Annotated in this window: 31 protein-coding genes; 6 read left to right on the top strand and 25 right to left on the bottom strand. The window is 51.0% G+C overall.

All coding sequences use genetic code 11. From position 1 onward, the window contains the following. Nucleotides 1–36: 36 nt before the first annotated feature. Together ACQZ2L_RS12465 and ACQZ2L_RS12460 are read right to left on the bottom strand one after the other, a co-directional pair. Nucleotides 37–2,832, bottom strand: coding sequence for a phage tail tape measure protein (locus ACQZ2L_RS12465; protein ID WP_430326289.1), 2,796 nt, complete (start codon nucleotides 2,830–2,832; stop codon nucleotides 37–39). Nucleotides 2,833–3,134: 302 nt separating this feature from the next. Further along, nucleotides 3,135–3,542 (bottom strand): phage pre-tape measure protein, encoded by a 408-nt coding sequence (locus ACQZ2L_RS12460; RefSeq protein WP_430326288.1) that lies wholly within the window; start codon nucleotides 3,540–3,542, stop codon nucleotides 3,135–3,137. A 211-nt stretch (nucleotides 3,543–3,753) separates the two neighbouring features. Between ACQZ2L_RS12460 and ACQZ2L_RS12455 the strand changes: the two genes are divergently transcribed. Together ACQZ2L_RS12455 and ACQZ2L_RS12450 are read left to right on the top strand one after the other, a co-directional pair. Then, entirely contained in the window at nucleotides 3,754–4,200 is a 447-nt protein-coding gene (locus ACQZ2L_RS12455; RefSeq protein ID WP_430326287.1) for a hypothetical protein, read from the top strand. Nucleotides 4,201–4,392: 192 nt separating this feature from the next. Beyond that, nucleotides 4,393–4,722, top strand: a complete 330-nt coding sequence (locus tag ACQZ2L_RS12450; protein WP_430326286.1) for a hypothetical protein — start codon at nucleotides 4,393–4,395, stop codon at nucleotides 4,720–4,722. A gap of 93 nt (nucleotides 4,723–4,815) precedes the next feature. On the opposite strand, the gene ACQZ2L_RS12445 is transcribed toward ACQZ2L_RS12450, so the two are convergent. The 15 genes from ACQZ2L_RS12445 to ACQZ2L_RS12375 form a co-directional block, all read right to left on the bottom strand. After that, nucleotides 4,816–5,589 carry a hypothetical protein gene (locus tag ACQZ2L_RS12445; protein WP_430326285.1) on the bottom strand — a complete coding sequence of 258 codons (774 nt, stop codon included), beginning with the start codon at nucleotides 5,587–5,589 and terminating at the stop codon, nucleotides 4,816–4,818. 42 nt (nucleotides 5,590–5,631) lie between these two features. Further along, a complete protein-coding gene (locus tag ACQZ2L_RS12440; RefSeq protein ID WP_430326284.1) occupies nucleotides 5,632–6,075 on the bottom strand; it encodes a hypothetical protein in 444 nt (147 codons plus the stop codon). A gap of 10 nt (nucleotides 6,076–6,085) precedes the next feature. Further along, on the bottom strand, nucleotides 6,086–6,547 hold the full coding sequence (locus tag ACQZ2L_RS12435) for a phage virion morphogenesis protein (protein WP_430326283.1): 462 nt from the start codon (nucleotides 6,545–6,547) through the stop codon (nucleotides 6,086–6,088). Continuing rightward, complete coding sequence (locus tag ACQZ2L_RS12430) at nucleotides 6,544–6,849, bottom strand: phage protein Gp36 family protein (RefSeq protein WP_430326459.1); 306 nt, start codon at nucleotides 6,847–6,849, stop codon at nucleotides 6,544–6,546. The genes ACQZ2L_RS12435 and ACQZ2L_RS12430 overlap by 4 nt, the downstream gene beginning before the upstream one ends. A 190-nt stretch (nucleotides 6,850–7,039) precedes the next feature. Further along, nucleotides 7,040–7,990 (bottom strand): minor capsid protein, encoded by a 951-nt coding sequence (locus ACQZ2L_RS12425; protein WP_430326282.1) that lies wholly within the window; start codon nucleotides 7,988–7,990, stop codon nucleotides 7,040–7,042. Beyond that, the gene (locus tag ACQZ2L_RS12420) at nucleotides 7,987–8,484 is read right to left on the bottom strand and encodes a lysozyme (RefSeq protein WP_430326281.1); all 498 of its coding nucleotides are present in this window, start codon (nucleotides 8,482–8,484) and stop codon (nucleotides 7,987–7,989) included. Before ACQZ2L_RS12420 ends, ACQZ2L_RS12425 begins: the two co-directional genes overlap by 4 nt. A 2-nt stretch (nucleotides 8,485–8,486) precedes the next feature. Further along, nucleotides 8,487–9,011, bottom strand: coding sequence for a hypothetical protein (locus tag ACQZ2L_RS12415; RefSeq protein WP_430326280.1), 525 nt, complete (start codon nucleotides 9,009–9,011; stop codon nucleotides 8,487–8,489). Next, complete coding sequence (locus ACQZ2L_RS12410) at nucleotides 9,008–9,283, bottom strand: hypothetical protein (protein WP_179179368.1); 276 nt, start codon at nucleotides 9,281–9,283, stop codon at nucleotides 9,008–9,010. The genes ACQZ2L_RS12415 and ACQZ2L_RS12410 overlap by 4 nt, the downstream gene beginning before the upstream one ends. Before the next feature lie 68 nt (nucleotides 9,284–9,351). Further along, entirely contained in the window at nucleotides 9,352–10,071 is a 720-nt protein-coding gene (locus ACQZ2L_RS12405) for an HNH endonuclease (RefSeq protein ID WP_430326279.1), read from the bottom strand. A gap of 33 nt (nucleotides 10,072–10,104) precedes the next feature. After that, nucleotides 10,105–10,485 (bottom strand): phage tail assembly chaperone, encoded by a 381-nt coding sequence (locus tag ACQZ2L_RS12400; protein WP_430326278.1) that lies wholly within the window; start codon nucleotides 10,483–10,485, stop codon nucleotides 10,105–10,107. Between the two features lie 5 nt (nucleotides 10,486–10,490). Beyond that, entirely contained in the window at nucleotides 10,491–11,705 is a 1,215-nt protein-coding gene (locus tag ACQZ2L_RS12395; protein WP_430326277.1) for a hypothetical protein, read from the bottom strand. Between the two features lie 159 nt (nucleotides 11,706–11,864). Next, nucleotides 11,865–12,185, bottom strand: a complete 321-nt coding sequence (locus tag ACQZ2L_RS12390) for a hypothetical protein (protein ID WP_430326276.1) — start codon at nucleotides 12,183–12,185, stop codon at nucleotides 11,865–11,867. 295 nt (nucleotides 12,186–12,480) lie between these two features. Next, nucleotides 12,481–13,650: a P22 phage major capsid protein family protein gene (locus tag ACQZ2L_RS12385; protein WP_430326275.1), complete on the bottom strand. Its 1,170-nt coding sequence runs from the start codon at nucleotides 13,648–13,650 to the stop codon at nucleotides 12,481–12,483. A 116-nt stretch (nucleotides 13,651–13,766) separates the two neighbouring features. After that, nucleotides 13,767–14,540 carry a hypothetical protein gene (locus ACQZ2L_RS12380; RefSeq protein WP_430326274.1) on the bottom strand — a complete coding sequence of 258 codons (774 nt, stop codon included), beginning with the start codon at nucleotides 14,538–14,540 and terminating at the stop codon, nucleotides 13,767–13,769. A gap of 87 nt (nucleotides 14,541–14,627) precedes the next feature. Beyond that, nucleotides 14,628–15,323 carry a hypothetical protein gene (locus tag ACQZ2L_RS12375; RefSeq protein ID WP_430326273.1) on the bottom strand — a complete coding sequence of 232 codons (696 nt, stop codon included), beginning with the start codon at nucleotides 15,321–15,323 and terminating at the stop codon, nucleotides 14,628–14,630. Between the two features lie 519 nt (nucleotides 15,324–15,842). On the opposite strand from ACQZ2L_RS12375, the gene ACQZ2L_RS12370 reads away from it, so the two are divergent. Beyond that, nucleotides 15,843–16,325, top strand: a complete 483-nt coding sequence (locus ACQZ2L_RS12370; RefSeq protein WP_430326272.1) for a hypothetical protein — start codon at nucleotides 15,843–15,845, stop codon at nucleotides 16,323–16,325. Between the two features lie 86 nt (nucleotides 16,326–16,411). Here the strand turns inward: ACQZ2L_RS12370 and ACQZ2L_RS12365 are convergent, their stop codons facing one another. The 6 genes from ACQZ2L_RS12365 to ACQZ2L_RS12340 form a co-directional block, all read right to left on the bottom strand. After that, nucleotides 16,412–17,065: a hypothetical protein gene (locus ACQZ2L_RS12365; RefSeq protein ID WP_430326271.1), complete on the bottom strand. Its 654-nt coding sequence runs from the start codon at nucleotides 17,063–17,065 to the stop codon at nucleotides 16,412–16,414. Continuing rightward, nucleotides 17,046–17,462 carry a hypothetical protein gene (locus ACQZ2L_RS12360; RefSeq protein WP_430326270.1) on the bottom strand — a complete coding sequence of 139 codons (417 nt, stop codon included), beginning with the start codon at nucleotides 17,460–17,462 and terminating at the stop codon, nucleotides 17,046–17,048. Before ACQZ2L_RS12360 ends, ACQZ2L_RS12365 begins: the two co-directional genes overlap by 20 nt. Next, nucleotides 17,459–18,277 carry a hypothetical protein gene (locus ACQZ2L_RS12355; protein ID WP_430326269.1) on the bottom strand — a complete coding sequence of 273 codons (819 nt, stop codon included), beginning with the start codon at nucleotides 18,275–18,277 and terminating at the stop codon, nucleotides 17,459–17,461. The genes ACQZ2L_RS12360 and ACQZ2L_RS12355 overlap by 4 nt, the downstream gene beginning before the upstream one ends. Nucleotides 18,278–18,368: 91 nt before the next feature. After that, nucleotides 18,369–18,629 carry a hypothetical protein gene (locus tag ACQZ2L_RS12350; RefSeq protein ID WP_430326268.1) on the bottom strand — a complete coding sequence of 87 codons (261 nt, stop codon included), beginning with the start codon at nucleotides 18,627–18,629 and terminating at the stop codon, nucleotides 18,369–18,371. A 152-nt stretch (nucleotides 18,630–18,781) separates the two neighbouring features. Next, on the bottom strand, nucleotides 18,782–19,453 hold the full coding sequence (locus ACQZ2L_RS12345; protein WP_430326267.1) for a GIY-YIG nuclease family protein: 672 nt from the start codon (nucleotides 19,451–19,453) through the stop codon (nucleotides 18,782–18,784). Between the two features lie 75 nt (nucleotides 19,454–19,528). Next, complete coding sequence (locus ACQZ2L_RS12340; protein ID WP_430326266.1) at nucleotides 19,529–19,909, bottom strand: histone-like nucleoid-structuring protein, MvaT/MvaU family; 381 nt, start codon at nucleotides 19,907–19,909, stop codon at nucleotides 19,529–19,531. A 454-nt stretch (nucleotides 19,910–20,363) separates the two neighbouring features. On the opposite strand from ACQZ2L_RS12340, the gene ACQZ2L_RS12335 reads away from it, so the two are divergent. The 3 genes from ACQZ2L_RS12335 (at nucleotide 20,364) to ACQZ2L_RS12325 (ending at nucleotide 22,055) form a co-directional block, all read left to right on the top strand. Further along, on the top strand, nucleotides 20,364–20,693 hold the full coding sequence (locus ACQZ2L_RS12335) for a hypothetical protein (protein WP_430326265.1): 330 nt from the start codon (nucleotides 20,364–20,366) through the stop codon (nucleotides 20,691–20,693). Between the two features lie 134 nt (nucleotides 20,694–20,827). Then, nucleotides 20,828–21,421 (top strand): hypothetical protein, encoded by a 594-nt coding sequence (locus ACQZ2L_RS12330; protein WP_430326264.1) that lies wholly within the window; start codon nucleotides 20,828–20,830, stop codon nucleotides 21,419–21,421. A gap of 22 nt (nucleotides 21,422–21,443) precedes the next feature. Further along, nucleotides 21,444–22,055: a hypothetical protein gene (locus ACQZ2L_RS12325; protein ID WP_430326263.1), complete on the top strand. Its 612-nt coding sequence runs from the start codon at nucleotides 21,444–21,446 to the stop codon at nucleotides 22,053–22,055. Here the strand turns inward: ACQZ2L_RS12325 and ACQZ2L_RS12320 are convergent. Further along, nucleotides 22,044–22,715: a hypothetical protein gene (locus tag ACQZ2L_RS12320; RefSeq protein ID WP_430326262.1), complete on the bottom strand. Its 672-nt coding sequence runs from the start codon at nucleotides 22,713–22,715 to the stop codon at nucleotides 22,044–22,046. The genes ACQZ2L_RS12325 and ACQZ2L_RS12320 overlap by 12 nt on opposite strands. Before the next feature lie 106 nt (nucleotides 22,716–22,821). After that, entirely contained in the window at nucleotides 22,822–23,769 is a 948-nt protein-coding gene (locus ACQZ2L_RS12315; RefSeq protein WP_430326261.1) for an STM4504/CBY_0614 family protein, read from the bottom strand. Nucleotides 23,770–23,796: the final 27 nt, after the last annotated feature.

The raw sequence follows: 23,796 nt of genomic DNA, 5'->3' as shown, positions 1-23,796 counted from the left end.
TTGTTATTCTTCTTGGCTTTTTATTTATTATAGCACTTAAAGCCTTTTGATTTCAGCGCGATTTGCTCGTATGAAGTTCATAAAGACACTCTCCCCCTCGGGGCCTTCCATTGCACTTGCGATGCTTGGTGCGTCGATCATGTTGTTGATCGTTAAGCGAGGTTGATCACTGGCGGAATTACTGGCGCCCTTGCCCAAGTTGTTGCGGTGCCGGGGGTCATTGGCTGTCAGCATTTCCTCGCCTTTCTCAGCAATGATTGGTACCTCGTTTGGCTTGAGACCGATGAGCCCGCCAGTGTGGTACTTAAGAGCGCCGGCAAATGCCCAGTCAGACATTGCCCTGGAGCGACCACCAGAGCCGATGATACCCCCGCTGTGCTGAACCTCTTTGTCTAGCCCGGCAAGGTTACTGAGTCCGGTTGTCGTGCCACCGCTGACCATCCCCAACATCGACTGAATCGCATATTGCACAAGCAACTGAGCAATGACCTGCATGATCGTGCTGATCATGGCAGCGCCCATGTCTGCGAAGGCTTCCTGTGCCGTTTTGGAGCCGGTGGCGATCGAGGTGAACACGTCACCGAGGTCGTTGGACATGCTGCCCTGCAGGTCTTTCCACGTCTTGCTGAAGCTAAAAACCTCCGACCTCGCTGATTCCAGGCTGTCCTTAGTGCGGTCAACGTCATCCCGGTTGCCAGTGGTTTCTGCAGCTTTCTCGCCGCGATCGCCAAGGGCATTGACCTGCTGCAGGTAGTCCTTGGACGAGATCTGATTGCTCTCAAGCTTCCTCTTCAGCGCAGCGTATTGCCGGTCGATCTCATCCAACTCGATCTTGGCTTTTTTCGCGTTGACGAGTTCCTGAGCAGCAGTGGAATCCTCACCCATCGACTCCAGGATGCGTTTGGTATCAGCAAAATCACGCTCGACTTCCAGCAGATCGGCTTTGAAATCGCTACCCCGAATACGCAGCAGGTCGACTTCCAGTTGATCCTTGATCGCCTGCACCTGAGCCTGGGAATCCGCAAGCGCAGAAGCCCTATCAGCCTTTAGCAAAGCCTCCTGATTCGCCAAGGCGCTGGTCAAATTCAGCTGCTCCTGGCGCTTCACTGTTATCCGAGATTCGATGTCAGCGATCGCACCAAGCGCAGTGCCACGCTCCGAATCAATGGTCGACTGACCCAGGACTTTTCGCTGTGCCGCGAGCTGGGCCTGCAGCACCTTCAAGTCTTCGCCGATCGAGGCTTTGCGCTGATCGCTGATCTCGCGGTTTGCTTTCAAATCAATAGCGAGCCTGGCTTCGGCAATCTCACCTGCGGTCAATTTCTCTGCGGTTGCGCGGGCGTCGAGGGCCTTCTGGTCGAGCTGCTGTTGCGTCTGAATTCGCTCGATGTTCTTATCGATGGCCATCTTCGCGAGATCGGCCTGGAGCTTGGCCTGAGTCGCTGCCAAGGTTGCTGCGGTCTGCGTATTTGTCAGTGAGTTCTTGGCGTCACCGCCCTTGCTCGTACCAAGTTTTGCGCGCTCCTGGTCTTGCTTCACCAGAGCCTCGTTCGCTTTGTTCAGTTCGTCGCCGCGAGCCAGAATTTGCTGAGTGAACCCTTTGATCGCACCAACAGTTCCGCCCTCGCCAGTAGCAAAGGCTTTCGTGGCTTGCTGGCCAAGCTGATCGGCGACCTTACTCAACTTGTCGACTTCAGCAGCCGCGCCCGTCAGCATTCCGCCTAGGTTGATGGTTACGGGCTTGTTGAGCTCTGTTGCATAGCTGCTTATCGACTTCTGGACGCCCTCCATGGCCGCCGCCATCGAGCTCGCCATGCTGCCTGGAATCTTATCGAGCAACGCTTTGATGCCAGGTACGAAGCTGTTGGCAACAAGATTGAGGACGTCTGCAAATGCCTGGCGATAGAACGTGACAAAGCTGCCAGCAAACTTACCCACGTAGGTGAGGATGGTGTCGATGCCAAGCAGGAAGAATTTGACGAAGTCGGCTCCGTAGGTGACCAAGCCGAATAGCAGTGCGTACAGCCCATCGACTGCTCTGCCGAGCCTCGCAAATCCATCTCCGACGGCCTGTATCACTGAACGCCATATCTCCCGGCCAGAGGAACCCATCTTGTCCATGTCACTGGAGGCCTGGGTCGCACCCTGAGTGATCATTTCAAAGAGTGCCTGAACCTCGGGGGCAGCATCAGCCACACCCTTTTTGAATCCAATGCTCAGAGTGCTGGAGAGCTCATTGAATGAGCGATTCATCTGCTCGACGCTTTTTGCATCCAGACTGCTGAGTGTCAGGCCGGCTTGTTTAGCGCTAGCCATGAGCTCTTTCATTTTCCCGGATCCGTCCTGCAGCAGCGGAAGCAGGTTGCGTAGATTGTCTGAGCCAATCTGATCCAGGAACGTGAATTGAGCAGACGTCGACATGCCCTTCATTACGTCCGAGATTTTTTGAAGTTGCTCTAGTGGGTTGAGTTTCATGAACTCAGCGCTAGAGGTTTTCATAATCTGGAAGAAGTCGATCGCACCACCTGATTGGATCGAATTCATTTCTTCGATTTTTATCCGGACTTCTTCAAGGGCATCAACCAGCTGCTCCGCACCAACCCCAGTAGTCTTGAATGCAGCATATTGAGCAGCGGTAAGATCCTCTACAGTTACCCCCAGGCGGCGAGCAGCAACATCCAGCTCGGTAAGCTGACTTACTGTTTCTTTAATTGCACTTGCGCCTGCAAAAGCTGCAATGAGTCCGGCAATCTTAGCAGTAGCACTACTAAGGCCTTTGGACATGTCGTCACGGGCTCGCAGAACGAGCTGAATAATTGTACTTCCAGCCATTTGTTATTCTTCTTTTTGGCTTAATTGGTCGATTAGATTCTTGAACTCTTTCCCGTCGCCTGTCGCAATTGCAATGCGAGACATATGGTCAGCGATGATTCGGGTCATGAGCTGGTCACGCAGACGCTCTTTATGAACGCCAACCAAATGCAACAGGCGCTTGATTGAGTACTGATAGGGATTCAGCCCGGCATGACCATTAGCTATCAGCAGTTCGCAACATTCGATAAGAACTAGCGCGAACTGCTCCGGGTCTTGCTCTTCAGTAGCCTTAGACTGCTTCCTTGACGCTTCAAACTGCTTTACTTTTTCAGCAGCGGTAAGATCGTCGGCAGCAGCTTTTCCAGACTTTTTTTTAATCCGCCAGGGAATGTCAGCGCGAAGACTGTCGCCAAGAGCTCAAGCTGGATGGGAAATGGTAGGTTGCGGACGTATTCCTCAGCACTACGCTGTTTACAAGCAGATGCAACACACGCAGCAGCAAACCCTGGAAAGCTCATCAAGATCTCTTTCGAAACATCCGGATCAGCTAGCGACTCTTTTACATTGCGTAGAAAAATCGCAGCTAGGGCATCACGATAACCGTCGACAAGATAGATGAAGTCTTCAGTATTCAAACCGAAGACATCAATGGTTACTTCCGGTTTGTCAGCGGATGCCTGGGTAATTGTGATAGGCCGCGAGGGGATCACGAGATCTGAGAGTGCCATGCTTTCTACTTATTATTATGTGTGGCTTTTCTCCATTATACCGAACCCCACAACCCCCGTGGGCCAAACCCCGTTTGACAACAAAGGAAATCGAGGTATGACATTCTTCGCTGTATACCTGATCTTTGCTGACTGCATAGTAGATCGGACAAAAGCTCAGGGGTAACATAAGAATTGTGGAGAGAGCCACATAACAACAAGAGAGAGCGCCATGACCACCACAAATTCCGACATTGAGCAGATTCGCAAAGCACTCGCTGCATACAACGACTTCTGCTTTGACTACCACGCTACCTCTGGCTCCTGGCACGCCAAGGCCGTCGCAGAAGTAACCAGCCGCCTGGGCTTAACAAGCGAAGAAGCAATTGAGCTGAGCGAAACAATTCATGGCATCGCTGATGAGTTCGCAGAATCTCGAATTGATCCAGATGCTGAGTGTGACTACACCGTTGCTGCTGATGAGTCTGATATTCGAGAAGCCGTCAAAACGACTGCTGGTGATTTTGAATTCTGTTCATTCGCAGATTTCAGAGATCAGGCAAAGTCTGACGCGCACGGCGAACTGTGCATTCGCGTTGAAGACGAGTGGATTCTTGATGAAGCGATCGATGAGTTTTCCTCCGTGGCACTGGCGTCATACGAAGAGGAGGAAGCGTAATGCGTACTTCTAATCCAGTTGATAGAGCAGCCATCGCACTGGCTTACACATCAGTCACAGTCAAAATGAGCGATTTCCGAGTTGAAGTGGCTGCAGAGCTGGAACGGCAGGGCCTCACGACTGACAACTTGTCCAGGCTCTGTGCTGCCGCATGCCGCTTCGCAAACCACTTCCCTGCCCAGGAGAATCGCTATGTTTGATCCACGCCACGATCCATCAATTATCCAAGATGGCAACGGACTCACGCTTCAAGAAGAGTTGGAAATCGAATGTGCGAAGCTCAAGCGGATGATGACCCTTGGCACTCCAGAGAACGTCATTTATGAACGCCAGCTCATCGACGATCTTGCCGCCTGGATCGAGAACAACTCCCTAGATGTCATCGATCTAGACGAAGACAAGGACGTGTTCCGGTTCAATGCGCTGATTCATGTCCGAGACAGTCATCGAAACGCCAAATTGATCAAAGATCGGGTCAAGGTAGCGGCAGCAAATCAGGTCTGGCACAAGTTCAACCACTGACTGTCATGGCACCAAGCCGGCCTCGGGGCCGGTTTTTCTTTGCGCGCAAAAAAGGGCCCGTAGGCCCTAGTTGTTCATGCGGTGACGCAGGCATTACACGATGTCAGCATGCTCTTCTTTGTAGTAGCGAGACAGGCCTGCTCCGGTGATGTGCTTAGCGAGCTGCACAGTGCCCTTGAGCTCCAGCTCACCGAAGTCGGTACCGATGAGCTGACGTTGCGCCATAGGGGACAGTGACACGTTGTAGATGGTCACTTTCACCGGAGCCTTGCCCTTAGCTACGTTCATGCCATCAAACACGATGCAGAGCTCGATGTCGCTGTCGATCAAGGCTTCCAGGCGCTTCGTGCTCACGGTGGCATATGTGACAGTTACTTCAGTGCCATCTTCGACCGAACCGTCTTCGTAGAAGTGAATGTGACCGTTGCTGACAACGTAGTCTTCTCCAACAACCAGCGGTTCGCCCCCCGCAGTAATGGAGGTAACGGATGAGATGATTCCGTCAGGGACGATGGAGCGACCCTTGTACGCGATATCGGTGTAAGTCTTGTTCGCTACAGCGGCATCTTTCACAACAGAGCTGTAGGCACCAAGCGCCACGTTTTCTGCGCTAACTGACTTGAGTGTGAACGTGGCTTCGACGGTAGTCTTGATAGTCTTCGACTGAGCGACACCTAGAGACCCAGACATGGTGTCTTGCATCTCAACTTTGTCCGCCGTGATAGCCATCAGTGCAGAGCTAAGCTGACCCAGGTTGAAGAAACCGCCTAATGGCTTTCCGGTGGATTTTGAGATGAGGGAGGCAAGAGCTGGGCCATTGCCGATGAACCCAACGGTGTTGTCGGGGGAGTTGTAGCCGATGGGCATGTTGTCACCTATTTTTGTTGTTATTGGTGTAATGCTGCTGGATTAACCGATGATGATTCTTTGAGTCCAAACGACCTGCCATGCAGAGAAGCTGATTTTATTTCCAAACCCTGAAAACAGCTCCTCTATTGACTGGAGCTCGGGAAGCTTAGGGTTGGTTTGTGGGTTGCCGTAAAAGTTATCAATGGCGCTGGCGATTTCGTTAGCAGTAGACATAGCCTTCCTGCTTAGACCCTTTGTGTCGTTATCAGCCTTCGCGACAACAAACGCCCCGAATACAGCCTCGCACTCAAGATTAATGCGATCTTTTTTTGGTGGAATTGGGCCGCCTGGGCAACCAAGGTAGACGTAACACTTTTGACCATCAAGCGTCAGCTTTTCCAGGGACTCGATCGAAAGAGTGCCCGCGAATAGCTCCACTTTCGGCTGGCTCGGAAGTTGCTCTATCAGGGACTTGCAGGCTTCGAGATGTTCAGTAAGGTTCATGGTTTTATTTTTATTTTACTACAGACGTACTGGTCTGGAGGGCGTTTTCGATGTTTTCGATAAGTATTTTTTCATATTCCGCCAACCAGGTTTTTGGAACACCCTGCTGATCTGGCAGGAAGCGCCGCTGTTTGACTGTAATGCCAAGCTGATGATTGTCGGCATATATGAGATTGGAAGCCAATTCGAGATTAGTGCCCCGGACGTTATGCTTGATGCTATTCCTGAGGCGTCCAGTATCGAGTAGTGGCTGGCCTTGCCGGTGTGTGATGGGCGCCCAGGGCTTGCCGTATGGATCTATTGACCGCTGAAAGCATACTTTGACCCTGGCCACCCAGCGCACGCCGATCTGATTGAGACCTTTTTTAACGTGAGCATTGTTTGGCCCGAGCTGATTGACCTTGCGGACTAGCTCCTGGAGGGCCGCCGTTGAGACCTCCAGGGTGATAGGCTGAGATGCCGCAGTGATCACGAGCGAACGAGCCTAACATTATGAAAACCGGACTTCCGAGTCTCTTTCTCGGCTACCCGCAACCGGTTGCGCCCAGTGCCAAGTCCGACGAGCCAATCGATAGCGTTTTTGTAGCGAGCAGTGATCGCTTCAGATGGATTGTCGTAGACCAGGTATCGAGAGATATCCAGGATTGGGCCCTGGAGGTCTAGGACTGCATTTGGATCGGTAACGGGAGTGTCCAAGCCTGCAGCGAGAATGTAGCTGTTGGCATCTCTGGAAGCCCGCTCAATCGCACGGACAACACGGGCTTCGCCCCCCATCGGGAGGTCATCATCTCCGAATTCGGTGACGTAATCTTGAAATGTCGAGTACATAGTTTTTCTTAACCAATTTACTGGGTCTATGGGCTCCCTCCCTAGGATCCTTACCCTCAACCCCTCCTTCTATTTATAAAAGGAAAGAGACCGTTGAGGGTGACTGTGAAGACCTTTTGGTTAAGAGAAACGCTTTTTATGACAGTGACAGGCCTTTCATTTCACTCAAAGGAATGACGTGATGGGAGTCCTGGTCAACGAAACCATCAAGCGGCATACCCTTTTTCCACATTCTGAATCGAGTGGGGCCGAGGATCTTCATCTGATCATCTTCATCCAGACCCTTTAAGAAATCGTCGAAGGTACCTGGTACTGGCTCATCATCCGGATCGAACATGGCGATCATCGTTGTGCGGCACCCTGGGTGGAATGGAGGCACTTTCCGCTTCGGATCTGAGACCTTGAATTTCTTGCCATTGAGCGAAGCGCAAATGAGCGTGGTACGAGTGTCCAACACCGAGCTCAGCTGATACTGCTCCACGCCAGCCTGCTCAAACCCAATCATGTCCGCATTCGCTGTGACATGGGCCGCCGCCGTCCGAACCAAGATCTCCACATTCCGCCGCGAAGCATTGAATGGATTAACAGGATCACTCACCACCGCATCGACGATCTTGCTTACCGGCAGCCCATTCACGACACCCAGCCGCACAGCCCGCTTGACCGCATTCTGTGTAGCCAGGCTCTGCTCGCTGACCCATTCCTTCAAAAGTTTGCCATCAAAGGGATCGGACTCGATGAACGATCGAATGAAGTCCTCACTCGTCTGAGCACCGCCAATGTCGACTTCGAGGGCTCCGGAATTCCAGTCCGATTGTGACTTGTAGAGCTCCGTAAGCTCGTCGACCAAGTCTCGTTCCATTGCTGAATACTGATCGTCGATCGCTCTGTCGATCCTCTTGAGCCTGGCTTTCGACTGAAAGATCGTAAGCATCGAGCTGCGCTTCAAACCGTCCTGAAGCTCTGCCGCTACTTGCTCCCTCAACTGTTTGAGCTGAGCTACAGCACCACGCGCAATCCGGGTGTACTGCCCCCTCAACTGTATCTGCCGCCCGATGGCCTTCTTCGCAGTAATCCTGGCCATCATGCAGCCCTCGCGAACAATTCAGCCTCAGCACGACGACGCCTGACCAGGCCAGGAAGCTTTACGCCTCTGGAGTACACCCATCGCTCTAGCTGCTTCGGAACTGACCCGAAGTCCCTGCGATTTACGACCTTGCGAAGCGCCGAAATCCGCAAGTTTCCGACTCCAGCGTTGAAGACGAAATCGATCAGCGCGGCAAACTGGAACACGTTGAGCTGAGTCGTAATTTGGCTCTGGACGCCTTTAGCTGCGATACCTAGATCGACCATCAGCAATGCCTTGGCTTGGTCTACGGTGATCGCCGGGTACTTCTCCAGCGGCTCCCAAGCGACCTTCGACAGCAAATGTCCGTACCCAATCGTTGGATACCCCGAGGGATCATGGTACGGCTCAATAAGCGCGGTGCGCTTGTTCGGATCATGCAGGCTGTCGAACTGTGGGCTCGTGACCAACGCGTGCGCAATCTTGATAGTCTGAGCCAGGAAATCCGCGTCCATTTTTACTTACCCGACATGTGACGGTGAAGAATTCGCCCGCCGAACCAGAATGAGATCACAGCCGCGAGCATGGCTTCGTCAAACTCTGTCCACGAGGCCTTGAGCGCATCAAACCCCGTCAGTCCTGCAGCTTCAAGGGCATGGAACACCGCCACTTTGTAGAACATGTAGAAGCCAACCATTAGGTACGTGATTACAGGCCGGCACATGCGAATTACAAAGTCGACATGCACACCGACCAGGGCAACGTAGCCGCGAATCCAAGTGGGCAGATTCCCGCCACCCACGGAGGTAATCAGTTTTTCCGCATAGGGCTCTTCAGGCTTGTGAATCGCAATCGACTCCTGGATATCAGCCCTGGCGTTGATTTCCTCCAGCTTCCAGATGTGCTCGGAACTGGCCGACTCCATCCGCAATTTCATAAGCTCAATTTCCTGCTTATGATCCTGACTGGACTGTAAGTAATCAAACACCTTGGGAACAAACGGCCCCAGGAATCCAAAGATGGCAGATACGATTGCGATCATTTCGACACCCCCTTAACAATAAGGGCATCAATCCTCACACTGATCTTGTCGAGTTTGTCTTCAATACGCTTGCTGTCTTCTTTGCGCTCAATCTGATAAGTCTGGATTTGAGCTGAGACGATATCGACGCGCTGATCCAGGAGTTCGATTTTCTTGTCGAGACCTGAATAAGCCCAGACTCCTGAAACCACCAATGACAGCAGTGGAATCAGGGCATACAGGGAAATAACCAAGTTCGAGGCGTTGGTGGGCGCCGGAGGGGTTGCTGACATTGTTATTCTTCTTATTATTAGTCAGAAGAGCTCTTCGGCCCTTTCTTATTATATTACCATAGCCAATATCAGCTAGTGGGCTTACTCATAACTCTTTTATGTAATTCCTGGAGTTCTTCGCACTCATTCCGACTAGACTCGTTTAGCAACTCAAACAGCTCGTTATGACCCATCCAATAACCGGCATGATCCACTCCCGTCTGAAGCTGAACGAGCTGCTGGTGAGTGAGCTTTGCAGACCAAGCCCGGAAGCTCATCTCGACCTTCTCGCGCTTCTCATGGCAGTCAGGGCACAGGGCCCGCAGGGCGCTCAATGGATATTCCCAGGGATGGAATCCGTTGCTCATTCGAGCGTAGTAACAGTGGTGTGCTTCAAGTCTGCCACCAGCACCGCAGTCTTGGCATTGTCGCTTCGCCACATCCTTGACCAGGTCGGCCTTCCGCTTCCACCTGGGGTCTCTAAGGAGCTGTGCGTACGACGATCGAGGTGGTGGTGTGAAGTCGTAATCTTCAATCGGGTAAATGCCCAAATTCCAGCTATGGCCCATCTCGTACCAGAACCCAAATGACTCAAAAATATCGTCGAATTCAGTGGTGTCACAGCCAAAATTCAGCATGTGATGAACACTGCTGCTGTCGAACACAAAGACATATGCAGCGTCGTTCAGCCAGCTCTCACCACGCTGCTGCCAGTCTGCAGGTGATATGAAGAAGGCATCTCCCAGAAGCTCCTCGCGTACCAGCCAGTCTTCAAGCGCTAGTAACAAACGTCGTAGATTCGCTTCCATGTCGAGCTCCCAGTGATTGGAAACCACATGCTATCACCAAGGCTTTTGCGGCCAAACAACACCTGCGGGGTCAGAGGTTTCTGGGATGTCGCGCAGTGCCTGACGGTAAGCTGCCAAGGCATGGCGCGTTTCGTGATCGACCTCGGTGCCTGCGATCAGGGCCTGGTCATTCAGCATGCAAACCCTTGCGTCGGCTTCCTGCAGTAGCTCTGCGCGTTTCTCTCGGACGGCTTTCATCAGAGCTGCGCGGTTGGGCTCGAATATGAGCTGACCACCTCGGACTACTGGCACCAAACCCTGGCTGAGGCTGGTTGCTGTCGCGAGGTCTTCTGGAATTTCTAAATATTGAAGTCCTGGCATGTCAGCAGTGGTGATACGAAAGACGTAGCCTGAGGCATTGTAGTAAGCGCGCATGATCGTCACTTTTTGATGTAGTAAGCCAGATTTAGCTCTGGTCGAGCTATGTTTGGCAGGATGAGCGTGAAGCCAGGGCCGAAGTCCGCTGCATTCGTCTGCACGCTGCCGCTTTGCCCCATCAGCGATCCCGTTGAGCCCTGACCGCCGACAAAGACAAACTCGTTACTCAATGGGTCGAAGTCAGCGTCTGCGTATCCCGACATTACCGGAGCCTGCACCCAGGTGGCGCCGCTGTCGAAGGAGATCATTGCGGGGGTGTTGGTTTCTGGGACTGCGACGAGCACGCTTGAGCCGCTGTTGACCGCCACCAATCGCTTTAAGCTCATCAGCCGAGGAAGACTAATCGGAAAGCTGGACTCGTACTCAAGCGCCCTGAATTCAAGGCCACTTCTGCTTGTGTAGATGTAGACAGCACCGAACCCAGCGCTCTCGATGCACCCGTGCGCAACGTCAGCAGAGATTTCAAGCATCAAGTCCGTCGAGACCCCTTCACCATCCAGCGTGAGTTTGTAAACACCCTGGACACCTCCGATGGTCAACTGAGCATAGATCTCACCCGATTCTACAAACTTCATCGGCTTCAGAACGTCGGCAGCGATCGTGCCAGATTTGTTAAAGCTTACGCCGTCATCAGATCTGTAAATCGTTAGGACACCGGACTCGACCACGGCGATGATCGTATATCCATAGATGGACTCCGCAGCACCTGCGACACTTTCAAAAGAAGCGTTGAGCGCAACTGCGCCGACGTCCTGAAAAACAGTGCCAGATGTACCATAGAAAACATGGCTGGATGTTTTGAAGACAGTCATGTCAACCGGGTAGTTGCTTGGTGTGGGATTGCCAGCCTGGAACAGATGCCAGTACCCGTCCGTCTTCGCTAGGGTCGCCACACCGCTTCGGTATACGTCAGTGTAGAGTTCAGTACCAAAACGGAGCTCGGAGTTTTCGTTTAGCGCCACCCGAGCGGCACCGTATTCCTCGAAATTCAAGGCTGCCTTGAGGTCATCAAGACCCTGGTCATACAGATACGAGCCATCGCACTCCAGCAAGCCCTCGTACGTTCCACGCGGCTTAAGCATGATGTCGCCGACCCTCGCGGCTTTGGCCGCAACATCCCCAATCGACACGGCCTCGGATGCCCCAGGCTTGTGTGCATGCAAGCGCATCTCTACATCACCGCCCCAGGCGGGCAATTCACTGATCGTTTTGCTCATAAATCACTACGTCATTGTCGTCAGTTCGTTCGAATTCGTACTGCCCTTTGGCAATCTCATAAACCATTGCGTTGAGAGGAATCAAAGGCGCCGTGCCGTCGAAGCGCCGATACCCTTTGCTCAGCACCCCAAAAATTGCGAAAGCTCCAACTCGCCTTATCATTTGACTGCATGCACCCAGCATTCAGCGGCGTCGACACCGTCCATCAGCCGCACCTGCAGCACGGCACCTCGATCAACGGCGATAAAGGTTCCTCCACGGGCATCCATGGGCGCTGAGTCAGTGCTGACAACGCCTCCAGCGGCCACATGGATGAGAGAGTTGCAGAAGAGATAAGCGGCCTCAGATTCGCAAGGCTCAGTCACAAGCACCTCATCGCCAGAAAGCTCTTTCCGCCCCAAAAGCTCAGCAGGCGCAACGATCGGCAACGGCTCCCGCTCTCTTGTCTGAGCAGTGAACAAGCCAGGGCGCTTACTCATCACCATTCACCTCTACAACGGCCTTCCGACCCCGCCGCTTCGGCTTCTCATCAGCAACACCAGGTTCACCAGGAGCAGATTCGACCGCAGCCGAATCCTGATACCCCAGGCCCAGCCAATGACATTCAGCAGATGTTCCACGGTCGACAAACACAGTGTGATCACCCAACTGCAGGCTGTAAGTCTCGATTTCTCGCTTCACGTTTGTTCTCAAAAGGGTCGTGTTCCACGTGGAACATATTATGGCGAATAGTTACTTTCACTCTGAAGAAAGGGCCCCGCAGGGCCCAGTCTGTCAGTGGCCGCCAAAGCGAAGTGCCAGCTCTGGATTGAAGCACTTGATGCCGTACAGCGTGTCCAACTTCCAGGTGGTGTTGTGGGTGTACATGTCGTAGTGAGTCGACAGGCGCAGTGAGAAGCCGGTGACTGGGTCGGTCATCTGGTAGATCTTCACACCTTCAGTGCTTGCCGGGCTTTCCAGGGGACGGAAAGCGATGCTGAACGCTTCAGGCTGGAATGCAAGATCAACCCTGTGTGACTTCATTACAGTAACGGCAGCGCCCGAGGGGATTGCGTCGAGCAGAGCTGGAGCGATCGTGACAACAGCCCCGGTCGCATCAGCTGTCACGACATGAGTCTGATCATAGCCAGCGATGGAAACGATATCCCCGTGCTTGAAAGTAGAAGCTCCCACACCATCCAGATTCAGACGGTCGGAACCAGCAAACCCAGGTGTCGCCAGTGTGATGCCGTTGTTCAGAGAAGCAGTACCTGCAATGTGCATCGGTGCCGCAGCATCAACAAACATGTCGAAGCCAAGCTTGCGACCCAGCGCGCCTTCACGCACCAAATTGGTATCGCCAGATTCGTTGATCTTGGAGAACTCCATCGCCAGCGAGCCCTCGGTGACAGGATTGAGCACCATATTCTTAGGGCCGAGAATGTTCTTTTCCAAGAACGCCGTTCGAGCTACACCAAGGTCATCTTTGGTGCGAGAATTGGTGGAAGTAGGATCACCGCAGACGCTATAGACTTCACGGTACATAGAGAAGACGTCGCTGGTCATGCGAGAACCCATAGCTCTGAATCCAGCCTTGACCGCGCCTGGAATGATGTTCTTGCTGAGAGAGCCGAGAGCTTCACGTTCAGTCATGCTCCACTGTACGAAAGGCTGTTTATTCAAGATCAACGAGCTTTTGCTGGTGTTGATCGCCTGACTGGTTGTTGGAGTCCCGTCAGTGGGGTGCTCCTCAGCGGGCTTCATCACGATTGGTCGAGGCACGCTGATTGTTTCGCCCTTGTATCGAGCCTCATCTTCAAAGGATCTGTCGATCAGCTTCACAATCGTGGCGTGAGGATCAATTGCCAGGAAGCCCTCAGGCAAGAGAACTTCCTGAATAAGTGCATCTAGGTCGTTACCATTACCATGTCGCATAAGGGCAACAAGATTGAACATTGCAGACATTATTTCACCTTTATTTTTATAGTTGTTGGTGATTAATAGGAGGCATTACTTTGAACGATCAACTCACAGAGTTTCACGGCTTCTGGCCCTGCCAGAAAGGCCCGAAGGCCTATAGATCAGTGTTGAATTTCAATCTCGCCGTTACTGCGCTTTGCGAGGAGAGCTTTGCGCTCTTCAGGAGATGCAGTTACTAGAGATGCTTGCCAGTTCTTTAGGCTGACAACTTTAGCTCCAGACTGGCCACCACGAGCTCCAGTTCCTGGCATATTTTTGAAATAATGGGGCTTGGTGCTAGTTAGGCCCTGAACCCACTCAGCAGGCGTAATCGGAGCTCCATTCTTGCCGAGCATGATGTTCCCAGAACCGTCACGGGCAACTAGACCACCATTGTCACTGAGTTTCCAAGTCTGGCCAGCGGCATGCATCAGATCATCCAATGCGGACTGTTGGAAAAACTCATTCTGCAGTGCGACTTGAGCAACTTGAGAGCGAATCTGGAAGTCCTGGAGCTTCAATTCCCTATCCGAGATTGCTTTGCGCAGATCCTCAGCTTCCTGATCTTTTGCGCTCAAACGATCTTGCCAGTCTTTGTTCGCGGCGCCGACACGCTTGTCGAGCAAGGTTTGGAAATCGAGTTGACCAGCCTTCAGGGCTTTGAGGTCTTCCTCTTCTTGAATGCCAGACTCAAACTTACGAAGGGCGTCCTGGGCTTTTTTCTTTTCACCCAGCAATTGATCAGCCTTGGTGCGCAGCCCTTCCGTTTCTTTGGATACTGCAGCAGTCAAGAACTCTTTGAACGCTGGGTTATCAGCAAGAGCATTGAAGTCGATTGGCGGTACCTCGTCTTCACCGAATCGAATGAGACTTACGAGCTTTTGTGCTTGAAACATTAGTCCCCCCAAGGGATCTTGTTTTCTTATTGGTATGTCCCATTATACCAACGCCAAAACACAAAGGGGGAAACAATGCAAACTATTTTAGGCTTCTTTCCGAGCATGGAACTGCTTAAGGAATTGCTGCTCAGCTGGTTTGAGTAGATTCAGTGCATTATAGAATGACTGGCTCGGAGCAAAACGCCCGGTCTGCGCCTTATATAGAATGTTGTGAACAAACCCAGTTTCCACCATCAGCCCCATGATCTCCGCGCTCGCAAACTCTTCATGTCCCTGGCTATTAAACGGGACAACTTCATCCAACGCCTCGAAAGCATCGTAAAGCTCCATGGCAGTAAGCTTTCGCTCGGGCTTTCGACCAGCCGGCAGCTTGTGCAGGTAAAACCGAACGAGCAGCATGCCCACAGCAAACTGGGAGTTCATCAGCGCACCAGAAATCTGCGGAATGACCAGTTCGTCCTGATGCTCTTGCAACTGGTTCAGCAAGCACCGCACCAGCTCGTAATCGCCGCTGACCCCAGCCCCGCGCTGACAACCTAGCAGCACCGCCACAGGCCCCACCAAGGTAGCCAATTCCAGCAACTGCTCGCGATACTCATCAGACAGCGGCTTGCTTTTGCCATCAAAGCCAAGGGCGTGCAGGTGATCGGCGATGTCAGCCAGGAGCTGCACTGTCCCTGCCTGTAGCTCCTGCTTGTCCAGATGGTGACGGATGGACTGGAGACCCCGGAGGTTGCGGGCCTTGAAGTGTTGAAAGACCAGCTCAGCTGCTTCTGACATAACTCACCATTCGTTTATTTGGGCCAGCACCTCCCATGTCAGGGAGTCCAGTGTCTCTTCGTCAAACATATCGACGCGGAATTCGTAAGTCGTGTGCCTGAATTTGAATCGCCCCGAGCTCAGCAGGTACATGACCATGCATTTGAAAATATGCCAGTGTTGCGGGTCGCCAAGCTCGGCTTCGATACCCCAGTCTTGGAGAGCTTCCTGCCGCTGGCCTCGAAAAAAATGCGAGACGCCAGGGTACCAGGTCTTAGCTTTGTCATACCCGCCGCACAAGTACACAGCACATAGGTGTCGAGAGGACTCGTCACATACAACCACGGGCTCGACCAAGAATTTTGAGGTCATAAGGGGTTACTCTTTATTATTGTTTTTATGCTTCATTGTTACTCATGATCTAACGCAAAGTCAATATCATGGCAGTTACTAAAAGCCATGGATCGGCTACGTCATTAGCACCAGAGGCGTGTAAACTGGCGACACGCCATCAGCTCGCCAAAGTAAACAGGATTTACGATGAGAAAAGTACAGATAGCAGCACTTGTGTTCGCAATACTACCTGCCAGCGCGTTCGCCGAGTCCATCTTCCTAAACTGCCAGCAGATCTCTGGATCAGGCTTCGATATCGCCCAGGCCTACAAAGTAGCGCCCAAGAATCCTAGAGAGCAATTTATCCAAGATGCCCTTGAGCAGGGGATTATCGGCTTGTTCGTCGAACCGCCAAAGACTTGGGAGGTGAATCTCTCTGAGAAGACGATTATCTCGCCGGAGCAAAGCCACAAGATATTTTCGCTCACATCAAATTCTGGAAACAAAATCGAAGGAGCCTATCAGTCCGGGGCATTTCTTTCTTTGAATAGAATCAATGGCGTAATGGACTACAGCTTGCCTGTAAATGAGAGTGCCAGAAACGCCTGGCATTCAGCTCACGGAGGGAAAATACCAGCCGTGCTCTCGTACAAATTAAAATGCCAGTCCCAGGGGAAACCGGCTATCTGACCAATACCCCAAGCGATGCAGAAGTGGTCGCTGGGCTGCCATGATTATCTTCTGCATCACAACAAGTACAGCTTCTCTTAACCAAGTCACAAGCCAAGGTCAGCTGCAGTTAGCTCGTCAACCAGATCGGCCTTTCCGGCGTCCAGCAATCTCTGCCGAAGCACAGGCATGAATTCAGAATCATTGCGCAGAAACCTGTCGCACTCAGACTCTGTCTTGCACTCATCGAGAATGGCAGCCCGCTCAGGATTAACCAGGCGATATCGGCGAATGAATTCTTCGCGTTTTTTGTCATGGAAACTCTGTATTAATGACTTCATATTTCCTCCATAGAGCATATCTTTAAATTTGCCCATGTAGTGCAATGCAAACTTAATCAATGCCAGGTTGTCAACGACAGACAGGCACCAATAATACCGATCGGCTGCATTTTCTTTTACTATGAGAATCTTGTCCAGTCTGCCGACAAAACCCTGATCCCAAGCAATCCCAGCAATCTCATTCCCGAGCTCATGAAACAGCAGGTCTTCGTCAGCAATCGAGTCAACCAGCGCCCAAACCTTGTCAAATCCTCGCTCTCGATAATAACTCTCTGGCAACGCAAGGAAGTTTGAGTACAAAACAATAATCAAATCACGCTCAGATGTATATTTCTGGCGATCGTAGATTACATGGCCGTCGTGGGCTCTGAGTAGTACTGGAAACACCCATTGCAAGTATTTAACTACTGGCAGGCGCATGCTCGCCCCCTGTTGCTTGTCGAGCGTAGTCAGTGATGGCATTGCAGCATGCATCGATATTGCTATGCTTTAGAGACCAATAGACCTTGGCCATGATTGTATCCAGGGCTTCATTGCGGCCCAGGTCTTCAAAGAAAACTGTGCGTAGCAGATGCCACAGAAACTCAACATCATCAAGGTTAGTTTGCTCATCTGAAATAGTATGAGCGATGCTGCTGAGGCATTCGAACTCCCAGTCTATGTGAGTGTTCGTCTCAGAGAACGAGTAGACTTGAGCGACATAGTCAAAGAACTCAATGAACGTACCAAATTCGCACTTATCGAAATAATACTTGCCACCATCAAACCGAATGGAAGCTTGTGAGCAGAACCTAATAATATTCTGCAGATACATCATAGACCCAACTCCGACCCAAACATGTATTCCCGCTGCTCAGAAGTCATTAAGGCCATCCTTGCGCGCAAAAAACCCATGTCCCCACCAAGTAGTCGACGTAGTTCTTCTTCTGTTTCGCAAATGGAATGGAGGTGATAAGCGTGAGGCCTGTTGAGCTGCAGGTCTTTGAGAATCAATGGTTTCATCAAGTCGAAGATATCCGATTGAGCTTGGCGCTTATCGATCCCCAAGCACACAAGCTCAGAAGAGTATTGTTCTCCTACATCTGCCTCGGCATATACGGACTCATAGTTATTGCACAGAATCCCAGCAACACATTTAACCTGAGCAGTCCTGGAGGCATCGCTATCTCTTTCAGTAGTCAGGTACGCAACCCAAATCCTTCGCAAATGATCCAGCTTTTCTTCTTTCAGAGTTGCCAAGAATTTCTGAATAAAATCGTCAGGGCTCCTGGCATTTAGTGCAACCCTCGCAAACGACGGAGCAAGGCACACTACAGCACCATCCCAGACTTTGAACTTAAAGCTCACAACCGTGGCGACTTCGAGCAGTGACGAGCAATAACGATCAACTACACCACCGCTGGCAGTATTAAGTTTCAACAAGTACTGCCCGTTTTCGAACGTAAATCCCCCGCTCATCGACCAGACGTCATAATTCTGAATTTGCTCGTTCAAGGCGCGCTCCAGGAACGCATGGCTGTCAGCAGAAATCCCGACAAGCCCCTTGGCTTTCGCAAACCACCTCCACGCCGCGACTTTTGGCTTCAAAAGCTTGAGTAGTAGCCGGTCTTTCGGTGTGATGAAGGTAAGCATGGCCAGCTCTCAATATCATGGCATTTATTGACAGATTGGCAATCAGGCTTGGGAATGTCAAGGCCCTGCGGGGGTGCTGGGCTTGCTTCAGCTAGGGCGCTGTGCGCGCCAGGGCTCGGTAGAACTCGTTTTCACAAGCCATGGCGCAGATGTATTGCCACAGCGGGAGCTCGTGCAATGATGGGTGTTTCGAGGCCTTCGTAGACCCCAGGCGGAGCGCTTCTTCGACAAGGCGGATGCACTCGCTCTGACAAAACTCCTCGACTTCGGCTTGCATCTTGAGGATGGCATGACTGCCAGACTGAACGATGTTGACTGTGTTGGCTTCGACGATCGCTGCTCGAATGTCCATGATTGCGCTCTCTTATTATTCTCATCTCTATAATGCAGATGGAGCAAAAGAGAGCGCAACACCTAACACCAAGCTTCTACGCGCCGAGAAAATAGGCAGTTCAGTTTTGGCAATGTCTTTGGCGCCCAGCCCGCATTGCCATCCACCAAAATTCAATTACTGATTGACTTGAATGCCTTGAGTTCGGGCGGCTTGAGCGTACCGTTTGCTTTATCGTGCTTAATCTGCTCAAGAAAGTCTGAAACCTTTTTCCTGTTGTCTACCACACTTTGAGGTGGCTGCTGCTCTCGCTCCCTCACACCAGAAACCGCTTTGAGATTCCTGATAGACCATCCAATGGTTTTAGCCAAGCCCATAATCATTCCCAGAATAATGCCCCTGAAAACGATGTGTCGCTTTGCCCTAACTTCAGATGAACAGGTTCTTCTTTCAATAGCAAGCTCAACGGCCTTCCTAGTGAAATTTGCTTGTGCAGATGTGAAATCTTTATCCAGGTTCAGCACGTCGTCGTAGTACAGCTCACTTTGGCCATTTTTCGGCAGAGGCATGTCAACATCTGCGCTATATTGCCCAAACGCAGCCTTGTCGTGGAAATGACCGTGCAAGCACTGCTCCAGATCCAGTGCGCCAAAATGAAACTTGAAGTATAAGACCTCGTCGATATACTTCTCATCCCCAGTACCCTGAAAGGCAAGGCGACTACTGACGGAGTTCATGCTCGTAAATCCGATCTTGTAAAATTTACCGAGGGGCGTAATGAGCCTTACGTAGTAAATATTCCCAACATCCCCCGTGAAATTTATCTTGCCAAAGTCCTTTAACATGTCACACCTCAATTATTGGCAAGATATTTTTCAACGCTGATGCTAGTCAGGCAGCAGATGGAATGGACTCCATGATTACGCCTGCAGCCAGCTTTCTACTTGTTCAGCACCGTGCTGTGCCTTCCAGGCTTTCAGAGTGCTGTGATTACCACCTTTTGTTTCAACGACCTCGCTGGTGTGTGGGTTCAGATAGCGCTTCAAAGCCCGTGGCGCTCGGGGCCCACGACGCCCGTCAACCTTGCCAGCCCCGGCAACAACAGCACCCGCAGCAGCCTTTGGATCGAGGATCGAGATCACATTCCGTAGAGACATGCCGTACTCACCCAGGAGCTTGCGCAGTTTGTCTTCAAATTCGAGCTCGGCCTGGAGAGCTGAGCTGCCTTTCAGGGCTTCCAGGGCTGCGAGTTGTTCGGCGATCTGGCGCTCCAGGGCTCTGTATTCTGCGGCTTTTGACATCGGCAATGCTCCTTTTAGTAAGTGCCATGAAATATACATAGGTTGTAGCCGCTGTCAAATTCACGCCATGACTGCATATTGTACGAGTCGAGAATAGTTTCATTCCGGCATTGCATTACTGTATGGGCATACAGTATATTTAAGTCAGTACACAATAAAAACAACAAGAGAAAAAGACATGCGAGGCACGATCATCATCGAGAATGGCTTATTCAATAACGCCCTTGAAATTCGAGACTGTGAGATAACCCTTAGAGATACAGCGAGCATCAGCGAAGATTGCGATTCGAACAAGAAATATGCTGAATTGACATACCGGGGCGACCCATTTCTGCATAAGTGTGTTGAGGATGTGAAAGCGCGCTTCCAGTAGCCATCAGATCATAGAGAGGCTCACCCGCGAGCCTTTTGTTCTCAAATCAACCAGCAGCACATAACAATAAGAGAGAAGACAATGAAAGACTTCCCCATTATGGTAGGCGACGGCTTTGTGATCCACCGAAAGGATCTGCTCGCCAAGATTTACGAGTTCGATCGTAATTCTCATGAAATTAGCATAACTGACTCACACTTAGTTCGCCTAGCAATTTTGGAATTAGGGGAGGACGAGGTAAGGAATATTTCGTTTGGACAAACAAGCAATATTCGATCCATCCCATTCGATTCAGAAAAATACTTCAACGTGCTTCGATCAAGGCTTGCTGATGCCTACCTGTCTGACACATCGAAAACCCACTTGAGAGAGTACATTGACCACAAGTTAGGTGCCGACCTAGGGCTGTGAGACGACACCGCCAGGTGGCTTTTTGTTTACAAGCAGTTTTTCTTAGCCAAACTACTATTGAACCGAGCCCTCCTCAATGGGAAAATGCAATTGAGAAGCCCCTTCATGCCCCCACAAATCTTGGAGACTACAAAATGAAGCTGCACGACACCTGGAGTTCAAATGGCATGAAGATTATTGAACTTACTAATGAACGCGGAGAGCGGGAGTTCAAGATGGTTCATGAATTTGACTTTGGCATGTTCGATCTCTTTGACATCAACTGCACAGACTCCGCAAGCGCCGTGGAGGAGGCAATGGATTACTCAGATGAGCTTGGTCGAGAACACTCCGACACTGTTGAATGCATCAAAAATCTATACGCTCTGATTGATGAAATGAATGACATCGAACTAATCCAGACAATTGAAGATCTCGCTGATCGAGCAACAAGCAAAGGCTATGAGCTATATGACGAGCTCTCTCCTGATCAGACGTCAATTGATGTAAAAAATCACAGGCTATTTGATATGCCGGAGGGGTTAAACTTCGACGTAGTGCAATGGAGCAAGCGCTATACTTACTCACTATTCATTTGTAGTTATGCAGATGAAATCGAGTATGACCTGATCGGCTGGCTCAATGAATTTACTCTCGACAAGCTGCATGACATTTATACAGAAAGCCCCAGAAAAGCTCACTTGAGAGAATATTCTGATCGAAAGTTCGGAATGGATTTGGGATTGTGATTTGGTTAAGAAGGACTCTTGTATGCAAAAAATCATTGATGTCGACGACGAACTGAAAGTAATCGTTGCAGATGATGACTCGTACAACATCTTCTACATCGGCGCATGGGGACGCGAGCAGGTCACTGCTGATATGGGTGATATCGGGCTGCAGGGTACAATCTCGTCTGCAAAGCGCCTGGCAAGATATCCGAACACGATGTCCACGCTCCGAGAGAACCAGCTTCTAGCGCGCCTATTCCATACCCTTGTTCAAAACCTCGGCCTATCTCGTACAACCTGCGAGCTCGCAAGCCTTGGACTCTTGGTACTCACCACGCACGCCGGCACCACCGCCCAGGCCGATCCTCACAAACTGCCATTCCCATACGACCAGCTCTCAACGCCGCTGAGCGAACTCAAATACTCAGCCACAGGCAGCCGCTACCACTTCCAGCTGACGACCACCGGCGATGAGATAGCATTCCTGATCCCAGCACAACCAGGCAATCGCTGGAACGACAAGCAAACCCTGGGGCCAGTGCTTCATGATTTTGCAGTCAAAAGGCTTTTTGAGATCTACCGAGATGACCAGACCAAGGAGCACTTGGCCTGGATTGCGGAGCTTGGGCTTGCAGTGGATTTAGGACTGTGAGGACTTGATGAAGTAAGCTAGAACTGTGACTAGAGCCCCTAGGAATATCGTGAACCCATTAGCGCCTCCGAAGACTTTATCAAGCTTCTTAGTTCTGACGTCCAGAAAGGTCAACCAAAGCCTCCAGATGTAATCAATTGGTGACTGATGGTGTATTGCACTTGTAATCGAAAGGTAGTGAAAAAATATTGAGAATAACTTTTTAAGTTTCTTTTCTGAGAGCTTTGAGGGGTCTTTATAGTGCCCAATTACTATATTCTCCTCATTCATACTAACCACTTCCGACTTGTACGGTGCTACGAAAACCATGACACCACCGGAAGCTGATTGAGAAAACCAGAGGGCAGCATTTTTCTCCATTCTGATTTTCTTTTTTGGCTGGTTCCCGTCTACATCGACGCCGTTTAGGCCTAGCAGCCTCATACCGCAGCTAACCTGGATCTGATTGAGCCTTTGGGTGACATAGAACTTCTTGGCGTTGAAGTGCAGACCTTCGTGCAGGTAAAGATTTCCATACCTTGATGCAAGTTCGGAATGTTCGATCTTAGCGAAAACCGTCTTGATTCTCTCTTCCATGTCAATCCACATGACACGTCGGATGAATGCCTTACTCCAATCTGACTCCATCGCTTTAGCGTACTTCTCAAACGCCTTTTCCACTGAGCACCTCCCTGAAATCCGCCCAGCATACCGGCAGGGAGGCGCTTCGACATCAAAACATTTTGTGTGGCTTACCTCTCGCCACAGCGACGGATCACACAGGGCATCACTCGTCAGGTGCGGTTTGGGCGGTCTTCTTCTCCAGGCTGCACAACATTACGATTGCCGATGCAGTCATGTGCAGAACGTAAGCAGCGATCTCAGGCTCAACTTCTGAAACCTCAGAGCCTTGTCCGTGGCCACCCTCTTTATTCCTGATGGTAGGAACACTGCTTTCCAAAAGCGTGGAAAGAGCGTTCAGGTGGTTCTGGTGATACGACGGCAGAAAATTGTTTGCCAGAAGCACAGCCAGAAGCTTCTTAGCTGGTGAAGTTCTATCGTACTCCCAGCCCCGCAACTCCAGCACAACCTTAATGGTGCTTTCAAATGCCTTCAGCGCGTCGTTTAGGGCCTCTTTCAAATTACCGTGCCGATAGTGCTCATAAGCACCAAAGAACTCATCCCTTGGGCCAGCATACTCAGATTGATTCAGGAAGCTTATGGCTGGCTTGACCGCTTCTGCATGCAGAAACTCGGAATCAATACGCAAAACCATACCGCCACTTACTTCATAGCCTTTTCCATGCTCCTTGAAGCGAGTATTTATTTCCGAAATACAAGCATCAATCCACGACCCGCTATCCTCTCTTGGATAACCATATGCATATGCTTTCTCGCGATAGTTTTCAGAGATTGCAAAGCATAACTCAACAGCATCCAGAACTCGATCAACGTCCTTTTCAACTTTTATGAACTCGACTAACTCCTCAACTACTGATGAGCGGTCATAAAGATCCCGCACAAGTCTCTGCACCCCATACTCACGGCGTAGTAGCTCACAAATGCCACCGAAATTTCGTTCCTGCTCATTACGATCTTGAATTCCGAGGACGTCACCGATCACATAGCATATCTGAGCACGGAGATTGGCATTAAAGTCGTCGTAGGTATAGACATCAGGCTCCAGGCCGAGCTCACGCTTCCTACGTTTTGAATACAAATCGATGACTGGCATAGGCCCTCCCGGCGCTGTGAATGGGCA

Source organism: Pseudomonas shirazensis, assembly GCF_050496565.1.
GTDB classification, from domain to species: Bacteria; Pseudomonadota; Gammaproteobacteria; order Pseudomonadales; family Pseudomonadaceae; genus Aquipseudomonas; species Aquipseudomonas shirazensis_A.
The sequence above is the reverse complement of the archived record's forward strand: the minus strand, read 5'-3'. Positions and strand labels throughout refer to the sequence as shown.